Genomic DNA, 12,764 nt, shown 5'->3' with positions numbered 1-12,764 from the left:
TCCGCTTAATCGGGTAAAGAAATAAAAAGAACGTCCACTGTGGGTTCATTGATAAATTCAAAATCTAATGACCATTTTGTCACAACCAATTCTTCCTGTTTTGGTCGCCCGGCCATATCCTCCGGCCAAATTACATCACACAAAATTGCAATGGATCTGAATGTGGGATGGTCTACTAATATTTGGCGTGCGGTAATGACATCATTGTTGTCATACGTCACCGTACAATAACCATGATTTGGAAATATCACATTCACTATAAATGAATCACTGGTTTCAAAATCATTAACATCAAATGTCACAGAACGCGTATCATTTTTCATGCGTGTCTCCGATATTACGTGAATTATTTTTACTATAACGTCGCTTGAACCTGATGATTTATGCAATCAGTTTTCGTAATTCGCCATCTTGATTTATTCCCGTTATTGTCGCTTCTATATCCCAACGTAGTGCTTTTATACTGCGACTCAATTCCTGATAATCCAGTACGAGGCTTCGAATAATGCTGTCTCTGCGTGATATGCTCTCGTCATATTGCGTAGGAAACGTTGTCGGCTCTGCACCTTTTAATAACAGCATATGATGTGTAATGGCCTCACGGACAAATAGAGATTTGTCGATATTCTTCTCCCGCAGGAATATATCTAATTCGCCGATCAATGATTCGGGAAGTTGTATATTGAGTTCATTGTATTTCATGAAATTAACCTTTTTAGAGTGCATAGGAATAATCTATTTTTTCAAGCAATGAATGTATGTCAAATAAAAAGGTTTCTATTTTGGTTTTGCATAAAAATGAAATAAAAGAATAAAGCGTACTATTTGATTTTGCTCTAACGCTTTCTAAAAATATTTAATTAAATCAATGTCTTATAAGACGCATCTTTAAGAGTGGTAGCATTTTTTGTTGTTTAAAATCAATGTATTGCATTGAAAAACTGCACACTACATGACACTTGCCAAAAATTGAAAAAAAGATCTCCTTAAAAATAGAAATGCAAAAAAGGGGAAAACAGAAAAAATGATTTTTGACACTTCAATTTTTTCATAGATGTTTTTTGCAAAAAACAGGGAAAAAATAGCACGTTAGGTAAATCAATACACGATACACTTATATATATATTTATAATTAATTAATGATATTATATATATACATCTTTTTTCTTTCTCTATGCCAATTATATTACGATTTTGATATGAAAAAATCGCTCTGTACAAAGCGCAGGCAGAGATAGTACGTGACATGCCGTGCGCCAGTACAGATAGCAAACGTTAGCACAGTTTTTATTTGCTGCGCACCCTTTAAAAACAATGAGTTACTGGCGACGCGACATAACAGCATCCGGTGCGCCTGTTATGTCGTATGATTAAGTACTTGATAATAAAAGAAATAAATAAAGCCAGTTGTTAACCGATTGTTAAAATATGTTAATAAAATGTTAAGCGTGCTTCCGGCTTGTACAGAGCGGCGTGCTCCTCGGCGCGTACAGAAAGAATCGCATTACAGGCTGCGCACAGCATGATTCTGCGTACAGACGGAACTGCTCTATGTCATAGAACATAGTTGCCCCACGCGATTTATACAGCGATTTGATAAAAATTTGAAGTGGAGTAGTAGCATTTCAAAATAATACTAGTGACTTCTTATTCATTAATAATGAATTATTATGCAATTTTATTGCGTATCACATACCCGCATTTTCTGTCGCTCAATAACGGCACCTTACCTATGTGATCGTAAAAAAGAAAAAGAGGTTAAAAAAATAAAGGAACATGATTGCGTTTTTGAAATTGAATTTTTAGAAAATGAGATCGTTTTATCTTGTCTTATTGGTCGCATGGTGTTTTTATATACAGTGTTTATATGTTGTTTAATAGTATCTTAGGTTTGACATAGGCGAATAAATGACCTATATTGATTACATGCTAGGCAATATTGCCACTTATAGAAGAGGTTTATCATGTTAACCAATACCGTTAAGACTCAAAAGAAAACAGCAGCAACGGCAACGATTGCCGCCGCCGCGATTGCCGAGATGAAAAAAGCGAAAGAGACAGTAGAAAAACATGACCAGTATAAACTTACTGGACTTACAGAGCGTAAGACGTTAATTAATGAAGTCTATCGCGTTGCAAAAGCTGACCATAAATTAAAAGCGGAAGTTTTTATTTTTTATGTCACGCAAATTGTGAAGAAAGGATCTGTCTTAGAAACGGTTCTACCCTTCTTTAAACAAGAAATTAAGGATATGTTTGATAGGGGTGAGCTGAAAGTAACCGCGATAGATAACAATACAGACGAATGCGTTAATGCAGAGGTGGTATTTAATAATCTAAGGCGATTATTTAATGCGGCGAAAAGTCGCTATGATACGGCGAAAAGTAGTAGTAAAGGTACGGATACGCGCGACGACGAGATCAAAGCGAAATCGTTTCTTGCCGTAACAAAGATGAGTGATATTGCGGAGGGGTTTACGATGCTCCCTCAAGCCCGCCAATATAAATTGATAAAGTCACTCTTTTTGCAGCTTGATCAAACTAACCGCATGGCCTTACTGCTAGAACTGGAAGCAATGAAAGAGCAACCGATCCCCGAAATTGACGACATTAAGTAATAATCAATAGACGGTATTAACTGCCTCGCACTAGCGGGGCTTTTTTGTGTCTATAAGTCAGCGTTAAAAGGCACAATGCTATCAATATCTTTAAGGCTATTTGATAAATCACATATAATAGGACTTTTGATAGAGTAAATTTGCGCATCTCAAAAAGTATACTTTTTGATAGATTAAAAATGCGTCAGTTATTATCAGCCTCGCACTATGCGGGGTTTTTTTGTGTCTGATAGCAAAGGGAACATTCGAGTGAAATAAGGGTAATAGAAGCTGTCACGCGGCGTTATGTTGTCATGTGATTATAATATTAAACTATAATATCAAGGGCTTATTTCGCGTTTTGTCTGGCGTCCAGAATACCTTTTAGCCGCGTGGGAAGCCCCCCTTATGGGAAATTCGGTGGCCGGTACGCCCGTCGCGCGGTGGGGCAACCTCACAAGATCCTCATCGTTTTTCTAAATATACCGATGCCCCCTATGTCAACCAACATGTCCCGATGTCAAAAGCACTCCCCTCCCCCTATTTTTATAATGAAAAACGAACATTTCCGATGAACGTTTAGACTGTTATACTTGTGTTAGTGATAAACGTATTAAGGAATGTCAATGAGACACTATACTATTGAAACTATTCTGGACGATATGGAAAAAGCATTGGCTTCAGTGCCAAAAATAAAGTACTTGCCTATTCCTTTGTCTATAGAAATGCATAGAGGAACACGGGGGCTGGAACGGTCTTACCCACTTGATGAGGTGAAACACCTGACAGATCACGACTGGGAAAAACTGATTATTGAAGCCCGTAAAAAAGAGATTGTTGTTATCGGGAAGAAAGATGAAACACAGCAATCTATTCAGTTTTGTCGCGGTGAATTCCAAATGACAATGCAGGATATTTATCTTGAAGCATTAGGTAAAATACCTTATGACGAGGGTGATCAAAGTTTTTATGAGTGGCAAAGAATCAACGTACCCGCCACGGAGTTAGGAAAATTACTCGGTGTCAGCGTGTTCTATGCCTGTTGTGCACCGGGGGGCGCTCTTGAGGGAACAGAGATTCCCCAACATATCGGGGAGCAAGCGCAACAAGCGTATCTGATCATAACGTTTCGACATCATCTTCGGGCGATCAATCACCGGAACCATGAACAGACGGAAGAAAAATAAAACGTCACTATTTTTCTCACCGGTGATTTTACCCCTGATAACAAATCGACTATCAGGGGCGTTTATTTAGAACTTTCCTGCCAGATTATTATAAACGGTGGATGTCTCAACGGTTTCCGTTATTTCAGGAGAAGCTGACGTGGACTCCGTTTCAGGTATCATGCTTGTCACTGTATTGATCGGAGCATTATCCGGTTTCCAGCCAGTCGTTTGACAAAGCAACGTATAAAGTTGTTCTGGAGTGAGTTTGCCATCATAAAGTGTGGTGATTAATATCGGTAAGCGAGGGTCAATTTGATGAAGCGCGGACATTAAAATAAGCGCATTGCGTTGAAATGTTCCCCGTTCCCGCTGTGGGATAGAACTCATCACCTGACTAGCATGACGATCTGCCGTATGGTCAAGTTGCAAGTAGCTGATAACTTTTTGTCGTGTGGGTGTTTGAGTGGTCATAGCATTATGATCCTTTTTGTCTCATGTACATCGCAATTTCTCTGGCTTGTGCGGTCTGTGCATTAGGAACGACAATGATTTTTTCCTTTGGAATCGGCCAGTTTTTCCGAATGGATGGTTCAATCACTTCCGCTGCTCCCCCCACGATCCAGACACGATTAACATCACGAAAATCGGATAATTCGTTGATAACAAGTTTGTTTAACTGTTCTATCGCTTGCTTCATGGTATCTAAAACGAACGGAATTTTGGCATGGTTATTGATAACCTGTTTTAAAAAATCGGTGTTATTGTGTTGGCGAATAACTTCATCAACCATATATTCACTCATATTACTATCTGCCATTTGTAACGCGGACATAACAGGCTTTGTGACAAGATTCATACCGATATTGGAATTGCCGTGAATATTGGTAATTTCTTCAAACTGTCCGAGAATAATGGCGTTATCTATAGTTGTACCGCCTAAATCAATCACCAGCGATTTTTCCATTGGGCCAACATTATATTTCGCTACCGCAGAAAAAATCGCAGTCAGTGATTCCGGCATGACGTCAACGTTGCGGATAGGAAAGCATTCACCGTTATTCAGCTTAATCGGACGAAGCACATTGGCGATTTTACGTTCGATGTTCAATGTGTTTTTCTGACAGTCTGCATTGTAGTACTCACTGATAGGCAGTGTGACGGTGAGATCAACGGGTTGTAGTGGAATGCCACTGGTTAGTAATGCATGGTGTATCGCCAGCAGATTCAGATCATTGTATTGGTATTCAATATTGGTACTGCTTAACGAGCGGCTATCAGCGTACCCAAAGGTATAGTTGGTATTCGCAATTTCAAAATTAAATAGTTGTCGTTTACCTATTCCGCTATTGACGGCCCATCCTTTACGAAAAGAATGCAGTGACGTAAACGTCTCTAATTTATCGTCTTCAAACCAGGCTAATTTAACGGCGGTAGAGCCATCATCACAAGCAACATGCATTTCAATACCCCTTTTTAATTTCTCAATTTGAGTCATACAAAAGTTAAAATTATAGCGTACAAAATCCATAAGTGCAAAATCGAACACACAAAGATATTTATTGAGTCTTTCAATGACTCAATTTGAGAAATATTCGTATGTTCACAAATAAGCGCACCGATAAAATCTCATATTGAGTCATACAAAGTTATTTATTGAGTCTTTATTGATATAGAAAGACAGAACATTAAAAGTTGTTGGTTAAGAGGTATACTGTTAAAAAATTGGTCTATTAAGGGTGATAAAATGAACGGCTGTGAAAATGATCGCACATTAGGTAATCGTCCCATGCGCCGTGGTAAACCCGGAGAATCTGCGTATGAATTTTGGAAAGAGCACCAGCCTTCGGGTTCGGATACATCGGAGTGTGCCTTTGAAAAATACATGGAAGGGAAGACCGGAGAATCTGCGTATGAATTCTGGAAAGAGCAGCAATCTCGGGGTTCGGATACATCGAAAAAAGCCTTTGAAAAATACATGGAAGGGAAGACTGGAGAATCGGCATATGAATTCTGGAAGTCGAAACAACCTGTCGGAGCCGATACATCAGAAAAAGCCTTTGAGAAATATATGGAAGGGAAGACTGGAGAATCGGCATATGAATTCTGGAAGTCGAAACAACCTGTCGGAGCCGATACATCAGAAAAAGCCTTTGAAGATTCGATGAAAGGAAAGGTAGGCCCTACGATAGAGGATAAAATCAGCGCAAAAGATGCATCAATTATCACTACGCAGACCACGGTTGATGAAACACATAAAACAACGACAATTGGCGTTCAACTGTCCAATCAAAAAGGGAATGCACTGACTTTGGAAAAGGATGGGCTCTTTAGTGCAGGAGGAACAGGAAAGGGGGCTTCCGTTAGTGCTAAAGAAGATAATGTACTATTTAGCGAAGATGATGGCCTTTATGTGCCAAAGCAATCTTTTCTTTACACACAGTTTCAGGTGAAGACAGATAGTCAAAAACCCGATGATCCTACCAAAGTCAGTTTATTCATTGCTAATGACGTTTCCAACGGGCTGACATATTCAGAAAAGGGATTGTATGTCGTGGGGATTACGAAAGAGGTGGCTCGCTATTTGTCTGTTGCGGCGGATTCTGAGGTGGGCGATCTGAGTGCTAATACGACTGCGCCTCATGGGGGGATCGCGCTAGGGGTAAATGCAACGGGAACAGGTGCGCAAGCTATTGCTCTTGGTATAAGTGCACAGGCCATATACGATCAGACTATTGCCATCGGACTCAGTGCACAATCAACAGAAAAAGGCGCAATTGCGATTGGTAAAAAGAGCAGTGCATTTGAAAACGCGATAGCGGTCGGCAATGAAGCACAAGTGACTGCGAAAGGAAGTGTCGCTATTGGATATCAAAGTAGCGTGACCACTCCGGATACCGTATCGATAGGCAACGTTGGTGCAAATTTGCAGAGAACACTCACCAATGTCGCAGCAGGAACATTGCCTTATGATGCGGTGAATGTGGAACAGTTACAAAAAGTGGTGAATGTAAAGGAATTACCTTCAACAAAAGAAAATCCGGTGGATTTTAATACGTTGTCGGGGCCAATGACCTACATTATTTGGGAAGGTGACTACGATGCAACAACGAATCCGACACCGAATACCATAAAAAATGGGCCAACCTCTGATCCTTCTGCCAAAATAAGAGTGATAGTCAGTGGTAATGGTTCGTATCAAATCGCACTCATACCAAACGGTGTTGTTGTAAGAGATTTTATGAGTGCTAGTATTGACTTCACTCAGTGGGCAGATCTTTTAAACAGTAATATGGCTCAAATTTATATACAGGATATTGCAGGGTCGTATTGGCTGGCTTCGAATAATATTTTCAGTAAGGATCAAGAAGATAAAGTTTTCACAGAAGGTAAACCTGATGTTATTTTTTCTGGCTTTAAAAAAGTCAATCCGCAGGACAAAATGGGGGAGTATAGAGGAGGCGTAATAGGCTTTGCCCATGATGGTCGTGTAAAGCTCTATCTTGATACGACGATTTTAGGAGATACATTGCCACCGCAGGATCTATACAGTTTGGCGACTATTTCTGATGCGTATAAAAATAATAAAGATAATATTGTCTCACTTCTTCCCGCAGACGCATCACTGGGGGATGTGATAAAGACCTTAAATCAGGTGATTCAGTTGTTGTCGAACGCAAATATGTTGACTCTTACGTCGAATAAATAGGATCATTTTTTGTGCGCCCCTGATAGGTGACCGGTGGTTTATAGGATTTACCATCATAGTCGGATTGATAAGATTGTGTATTATTCGTTTGATTTTTATTGGTAGCACAATCTGTTACGCGGACAGAAAGGGCTTCGCTGTCTTTTAATTGGATTCTGTTGTCGTCTAATTGATTCATGTTATCCCCCAGGAGGTATCTTTGACTTTGGCGGTATCGTGAGTAAAGCCATCGGGTTGTGAAGCGTCTTTCCAATTCTGACTTACACGGCAATCTGAAATAACCTGTCCTTTTGTGTACGTAATAGTACTGGATATTTGACATGAATTATTGTGATTATGTCCATCACCAACGATGGTGCCAAGACCTTGTGAGACAGGTTGATACATGGCCGGATTGCGTATTACATTAGCCGTACCCACAATAACATACATAAGGGTACAATTTTCTGCAAAAACATTGCCCTCACCCGTTTCATGAGGGGGATGAGGCTTATTATCAGGGACAAAATTAAGTGCACACCCTTTTTGAAAGAGACAGCCTTTACCAAAATAACAGGGATTTGAAAAGGAACAGCCAGGTGCGAAAATACAGCCATTACCAAATCGGGTGTAACGGGGAAAATTTTGGGCTGATTTAATAATAGTACCATTAGGATAGGACATATGACCTCTGAGGAATCGCGTATGTTCGGTGATAAGCCATTACATCTTATGCTGGGGCCAGATGATTTTCCTTTTTCGTTATTTGATGAAGAACAGCATGATCCGCTTTCCGCAATTAGTCAATTAGCAGAAACAACGTGGAGTGACACGGAAAAACTCTGGTCTGATGAGCGTACATTTCCGGATAGTGAACGGTCAAGCCAGGTGATCCATGATCGATTGCGCAGTGAATTGCAGACGATGTTGGCGACAGACGTGACATTGGCGCGAGATATTGCCTACTTTGGTGATAATAAAATTAGTCTTATTTGTAAAGCATATAGTCTGTCGGATGATGATGTGCTTTTAAAACTGAAAGAAGACGATTTTGCTTTATTGGTCAAAACGTTCCGAAAAGACATGGAAAAAGACGTGAACGGGATGTTACGTGCCAGGGCGAAGTTAATGGTGGATGCACAACTTGATGCCATCCACGATTTAGTGATGAATAAGAATACAAAAGATTCAGATCGTGTACGCGCCTTTACTGCAATGGCACAGGTGGCTGATGCCATACCGCGTAATGAGAAAAGCGATATGATAAATCCCGGCTCGGCGGCGAATATCGTGTTTAATTTTGGTGACCAGAGTCCCTTTTCACCGAAGTTAAAAGCCGTATCGGAACAGGAGATTGTGATTGATATGGAGGCGGATTAATGGCGCGTCTCGAAGTAGATTTAAGTTTTGATAAACATCAAACGCTATTACAGATGCACCGAAGTAATGCTTATATCCGGGGCGTCATTGGGCCAGCGGGATCGGCAAAAACGACGAAGGCATTTAAAGATTTGATCATCCGTTCTCTCATTCAGTCTCCGGCCAACGCAGACCGCACGCGTTATACCCGTTGGGTCGTCATTCGAAATACCAACAAGCAGTTAAAACGTAACACATTAGAAACGTTCAAACTGGCAATGGGTGGCCTTATGAATTACAGCCATGTGGTGGAAAGCCCCAATATTCTGGCGACGTGGCAGATGGATTTACCGGATGGAACGCGCATTCACAGTGAATGGCAATTTGCCGCAATGGACAGTGAAGCGGCATTAGGGGACGCGCTGGGTGCCGAAATGACGGGGGTGATGATTGATGAAGCCTCAGAGATACCTGAAGAAATTGTCGAAGTGATTTCAACACGTATCGGGCGTTATCCGTCAGCGGTGCGGGGCACTCCTACCTGGACAGGTATGTTATTTACCACCAACGGCCCCAAAGAAAGCCATTGGCTTTATACCTGGTCATTACAGAAAAAGCCTATCTGGGAAAAAATCGAACGCGAAATTGGTCGCCCGTATTTTGAATTATTCAAACAACCGCCTGCCTTGTTACGGCCGAAAGATCCCGGCGGAGAATGGATACCCAATCCAAAAGCCGAAAACATTCATAATCTGGCTGACGGCTATAATTATTATTATAAGATGCTGGGAAATTCCGATGACTATATCCGGGCTTATGTTGAAGGAATGTTTTCCCCCCTGAAAACAGGCAAGGTGGTGTTCCCGGAGTTTCGTGTTCCGCTTCATGTTATTCCCCGCAATAGTGTTCGTATTCCTGATGGTGCCCCGGTTTATCTTGCTTTTGACTTCGGACGAACCCCCGTCATGCTGATAGGCATTGGGACGAAGACAGGGCGTATTGTGATCACGGATGAAGTGATGGGGGAGGCGATGGCCGTCTCCACCTTGTTTGACGGTTATTGTCGTCCGGTTCTCATGCAGAAGTATACGCGTAATGTTATTGCGGGCGCGTGGGGTGATCCGGCGGGGGCCGATAAAGGACAAGCCGTAGAGCTGTCTCCTTTTGGTGTATTGCGACAGCGAAAAATTCCCATCTCCGTACCGTGGGATACCCGAAATAAACTGGAGCCGCGTATTGAAGCGGTCAGTCGTCGTCTCCGAACATTAGACAGCGAGGGAGTACCTATGCTGCAAATATGTGACAACTGTGTCATGACCATTAAAGCCATCGATGATAAATATATTTATGAAAATATCAAAGGTAAGACGGATACCGTCATGGAGACGCCGACAAAATCCCATATTGGTTGGGTGTCGGATCTGATGGACGCATTACAGTACTTATGTTTGGGTTATGATGTGGTGAACAGTCGCAGCGACAATGCCCCCGATGAACGGGTAAAACCACGCACCCGGTATCATTTTGTCCGGAGGAAAAGAGTATGATTAAGGGGTTAGATATTGATGGAACACGTGTTCTTCTGAACAGAATTCAATCAAATGTTAATGACTTACTGCAAATATGCGATACTATTGAGGGCAGTCCGACGAATGGGACAGAACTGCCCGAAGCCGTTACGACGCTTTGTCAGACGTTAATTCCGATAGAAACGCAGATGGCAACCGTATGGACATTACTGTTTGGATCGGCATCGGACATTGTGAAGAGTTATTTCCTTGCGACGAAAGAACCCGATATGGCAGTTGTTTATAACTTTATCTTAGTCACTGCACCACACTTAACATCACGTTTAAGATAGGAGGTTATATGTATTACGCGCGTTGTGGTAATCGTAAAACGGGTTGTCCTGCCCGTAGCAAAAAATACAGGGTGTAAATACGATGGCGAAGCTGTCACGCAGTAAGGAAAAGATGAATGCGACACTGGGAAATTTGATTGTTGCACGTTATACGCAAGCAGCATCGTCAAACAGTGATGCACATCGCCGCTGTCAGCGTAGCCTTGACCTGATGAAAGGACAGATTGACTCGGTGCCGGTAGATCCAGACGATGATGAGATTGAAGTTGCCATGAATATTACCGGCCCGATCACCCGAAATGTCCATGCACAGATTGAAGAAGTCCTTGACCCTATTCTTGAACAGCCTTTTGTTTTAGAAACCGATCCTGTTGCTCAGTTACCTGCGCCTGTACAGGATGAATTAATGAGTGCCATTGAAACCAATATCCAACGTATCATTGAAATGACGGGAGGCGATGAATCGTTATTCTCGAACCTGTTAAAGAATATGACGCAAACGGCGCTGACGTTTTATAACGAGGCAGCGAAGACAGCGGCAGATAATTTGTATCCGGTTGTTTTACAAAAGCTGAAAATGGCAAATTTCAAAACAGAATTCAGTCAATGGCTGTATAACTATGTTGCGTATCCGTTAGCCATTCTGAAAGGCCCCGTTTATGAAACCCGGAAGATGAAAGAATGGGACGGTATGGCAATGGTCTATCAGGATAAGATGGTTCATCGCGTCTATAATATTTCGCCCTTTAATATTTTCCCCTCCCCGAATGCCAAAGATGTACAGTCCTGTGAATATGTTATCGAACGTCAGCGACTCACGTCGAGTGAACTTCTCGATATGTCAGGCACCGTGGGTTTTGATGCCGAATCGATATTTTATGTCTTGCAGGATCATGAAAAGTACATTTTACCTTATGAAGCCACCGGTAGCGAAATAGAGCCGGATGCATTGGGTGATTCCGGCATTGCCAGTGTCTCTGACTTATCGTGGATAGGTATCTATGATGTCTTGATCCATTATGGCCGAATACAGGGTGCAAAATTAAAAGAGTACGGGGTTGATATCAGTAATGAATACCGACTTTATGAATCTGAAATATGGGTGTTGGCCGGTACAATTATTAAATGTGTTCTGAACCCTGATCCACTGGGGCGTCGGCCATTTTATACAGCGGCCTTTTACCATTTACCGGGCGAACTGTGGGGAAGCAGCATTCCGGAAACGATTGAAGATGTTCAAATCCAATGTACGACGGCGGGGCGCGCACTCGTGAACAATATGGATTTTTCTGCTGGCCCATTAGGTGAAGTGGATACGGCTCGTGTGAAAGGGGAAGGTGACCCGACTGAAATTTATCCCCGTAAGATTACGCCGGTTAAACAAGATCCGTTCAGCCAGAATGCACCGGCTTACCGGTTTTATACTATTCCCAGTCTTGCCGGAGAGCTGTGGAGTATTTTTGATAAAGCCCATGCGTCTGCTTACGAATTAATCGGGATACCCCGGTTGGCGTTCGGACAAACAGAAGGTGCGGCTACGCTTGGCCGAACATCGGGGGGCGTCTCTATGATGTTAAATCAGGCGAGTAAGGCGATTAAGCAACCCTTACTGTATGCAGAAAATCATGTGATTGAACCCATCATACAACGCTTTGTGGACATAGAATTACAGTTTAATCCGAACCCTTCGCTGAAAGGGGATGTGAATGTCCGGGCCAGTGGTGTTCGTGGAATGCAAGAAAAAGAAAAACAACAAGGGAATCTGACTTGGGTGTTGCAGTCTCTTGCACCGTTTGCCAAAGGATTTGAAGTGCCTCCGGCATTTGTTATGCGTATTCTGGAGCAGCTTCTATCACAGATGGGCGTTGATACAAAAGGATTACCCAATATCGCACTACAGGATGCCATGAATCAGGATCAGGGTATTATCGCGTCACTGACAGGCATGGCGGACAATGTGGGCGCGGGGCAAAGTGGGACAATCGAGGGGGCACCCGCGATGAATAACAGTGATTATACACAACCGCTGGATGGGCGGAGTGCGCAGGCGATCCAAACGATTAACCAGATGAATCATTCTTTGGGGAGATAGT

General features: G+C 42.2%; 13 protein-coding genes. 7 read left to right on the top strand and 6 right to left on the bottom strand.

The window, feature by feature from the left end; all coding sequences use genetic code 11:
* Positions 1 to 5: 5 nt before the first annotated feature.
* Together Xinn_RS09945 and Xinn_RS09940 are read right to left on the bottom strand one after the other, a co-directional pair.
* Positions 6 to 323, bottom strand: coding sequence for a hypothetical protein (locus Xinn_RS09945; protein WP_086956737.1), 318 nt, complete (start codon positions 321 to 323; stop codon positions 6 to 8).
* A gap of 58 nt (positions 324 to 381) precedes the next feature.
* Entirely contained in the window at positions 382 to 702 is a 321-nt protein-coding gene (locus Xinn_RS09940) for a hypothetical protein (RefSeq protein ID WP_086956736.1), read from the bottom strand.
* A gap of 1,262 nt (positions 703 to 1,964) precedes the next feature.
* On the opposite strand from Xinn_RS09940, the gene Xinn_RS09935 reads away from it, so the two are divergent.
* Entirely contained in the window at positions 1,965 to 2,618 is a 654-nt protein-coding gene (locus tag Xinn_RS09935; protein WP_086956735.1) for a hypothetical protein, read from the top strand.
* Positions 2,619 to 3,223: 605 nt separating this feature from the next.
* Positions 3,224 to 3,784 (top strand): hypothetical protein, encoded by a 561-nt coding sequence (locus Xinn_RS09930; RefSeq protein WP_086956734.1) that lies wholly within the window; start codon positions 3,224 to 3,226, stop codon positions 3,782 to 3,784.
* 66 nt (positions 3,785 to 3,850) lie between these two features.
* Here Xinn_RS09930 and Xinn_RS09925 read toward each other — a convergent pair whose 3' ends face one another.
* Positions 3,851 to 4,237, bottom strand: a complete 387-nt coding sequence (locus Xinn_RS09925; RefSeq protein WP_086956733.1) for a plasmid partitioning/stability family protein — start codon at positions 4,235 to 4,237, stop codon at positions 3,851 to 3,853.
* Between the two features lie 4 nt (positions 4,238 to 4,241).
* A complete protein-coding gene (gene parM / locus Xinn_RS09920) occupies positions 4,242 to 5,225 on the bottom strand; it encodes a plasmid segregation protein ParM domain-containing protein (RefSeq protein ID WP_086956732.1) in 984 nt (327 codons plus the stop codon).
* 285 nt (positions 5,226 to 5,510) lie between these two features.
* Between parM and Xinn_RS09915 the strand changes: the two genes are divergently transcribed.
* A complete protein-coding gene (locus Xinn_RS09915; protein WP_086956731.1) occupies positions 5,511 to 7,472 on the top strand; it encodes a hypothetical protein in 1,962 nt (653 codons plus the stop codon).
* On the opposite strand, the gene Xinn_RS09910 is transcribed toward Xinn_RS09915, so the two are convergent.
* Both Xinn_RS09910 and Xinn_RS09905 read right to left on the bottom strand, forming a co-directional pair.
* Positions 7,456 to 7,650, bottom strand: coding sequence for a hypothetical protein (locus Xinn_RS09910; RefSeq protein ID WP_086956730.1), 195 nt, complete (start codon positions 7,648 to 7,650; stop codon positions 7,456 to 7,458). The genes Xinn_RS09915 and Xinn_RS09910 overlap by 17 nt on opposite strands.
* Positions 7,647 to 8,135 (bottom strand): LbetaH domain-containing protein, encoded by a 489-nt coding sequence (locus Xinn_RS09905; protein ID WP_086956729.1) that lies wholly within the window; start codon positions 8,133 to 8,135, stop codon positions 7,647 to 7,649. Before Xinn_RS09905 ends, Xinn_RS09910 begins: the two co-directional genes overlap by 4 nt.
* Between Xinn_RS09905 and Xinn_RS09900 the strand changes: the two genes are divergently transcribed.
* The 4 genes from Xinn_RS09900 to Xinn_RS09885 all read left to right on the top strand — a co-directional run bounded on the left by Xinn_RS09900 (position 8,136) and on the right by Xinn_RS09885 (position 12,763).
* The gene (locus Xinn_RS09900; protein ID WP_086956727.1) at positions 8,136 to 8,831 is read left to right on the top strand and encodes a hypothetical protein; all 696 of its coding nucleotides are present in this window, start codon (positions 8,136 to 8,138) and stop codon (positions 8,829 to 8,831) included.
* Complete coding sequence (locus Xinn_RS09895) at positions 8,831 to 10,357, top strand: hypothetical protein (RefSeq protein WP_086956725.1); 1,527 nt, start codon at positions 8,831 to 8,833, stop codon at positions 10,355 to 10,357. The genes Xinn_RS09900 and Xinn_RS09895 overlap by 1 nt, the downstream gene beginning before the upstream one ends.
* A complete protein-coding gene (locus tag Xinn_RS09890; protein ID WP_086956724.1) occupies positions 10,354 to 10,671 on the top strand; it encodes a hypothetical protein in 318 nt (105 codons plus the stop codon). The genes Xinn_RS09895 and Xinn_RS09890 overlap by 4 nt, the downstream gene beginning before the upstream one ends.
* 82 nt (positions 10,672 to 10,753) lie before the next feature.
* A complete protein-coding gene (locus Xinn_RS09885; RefSeq protein ID WP_086956722.1) occupies positions 10,754 to 12,763 on the top strand; it encodes a hypothetical protein in 2,010 nt (669 codons plus the stop codon).
* Position 12,764: the final 1 nt, after the last annotated feature.

This window comes from Xenorhabdus innexi, from assembly GCF_002632485.1.
GTDB classification, from domain to species: Bacteria; Pseudomonadota; Gammaproteobacteria; order Enterobacterales; family Enterobacteriaceae; genus Xenorhabdus; species Xenorhabdus innexi.
The sequence above is the reverse complement of the archived record's forward strand: the minus strand, read 5'-3'. Positions and strand labels throughout refer to the sequence as shown.

Coding starts and splice junctions, on each gene's coding strand:
- Xinn_RS09940 (WP_086956736.1), bottom strand. CDS start 702: ATGAAATACAATGAACTCAATATACAACTTCCCGAATCATTGATCGGC.
- Xinn_RS09885 (WP_086956722.1), top strand. CDS start 10,754: ATGGCGAAGCTGTCACGCAGTAAGGAAAAGATGAATGCGACACTGGGA.
- Xinn_RS09930 (WP_086956734.1), top strand. CDS start 3,224: ATGAGACACTATACTATTGAAACTATTCTGGACGATATGGAAAAAGCA.
- Xinn_RS09895 (WP_086956725.1), top strand. CDS start 8,831: ATGGCGCGTCTCGAAGTAGATTTAAGTTTTGATAAACATCAAACGCTA.
- parM (WP_086956732.1), bottom strand. CDS start 5,225: ATGCATGTTGCTTGTGATGATGGCTCTACCGCCGTTAAATTAGCCTGG.
- Xinn_RS09915 (WP_086956731.1), top strand. CDS start 5,511: ATGAACGGCTGTGAAAATGATCGCACATTAGGTAATCGTCCCATGCGC.
- Xinn_RS09925 (WP_086956733.1), bottom strand. CDS start 4,237: ATGACCACTCAAACACCCACACGACAAAAAGTTATCAGCTACTTGCAA.
- Xinn_RS09905 (WP_086956729.1), bottom strand. CDS start 8,135: ATGTCCTATCCTAATGGTACTATTATTAAATCAGCCCAAAATTTTCCC.
- Xinn_RS09910 (WP_086956730.1), bottom strand. CDS start 7,650: ATGAATCAATTAGACGACAACAGAATCCAATTAAAAGACAGCGAAGCC.
- Xinn_RS09935 (WP_086956735.1), top strand. CDS start 1,965: ATGTTAACCAATACCGTTAAGACTCAAAAGAAAACAGCAGCAACGGCA.
- Xinn_RS09945 (WP_086956737.1), bottom strand. CDS start 323: ATGAAAAATGATACGCGTTCTGTGACATTTGATGTTAATGATTTTGAA.
- Xinn_RS09900 (WP_086956727.1), top strand. CDS start 8,136: ATGACCTCTGAGGAATCGCGTATGTTCGGTGATAAGCCATTACATCTT.
- Xinn_RS09890 (WP_086956724.1), top strand. CDS start 10,354: ATGATTAAGGGGTTAGATATTGATGGAACACGTGTTCTTCTGAACAGA.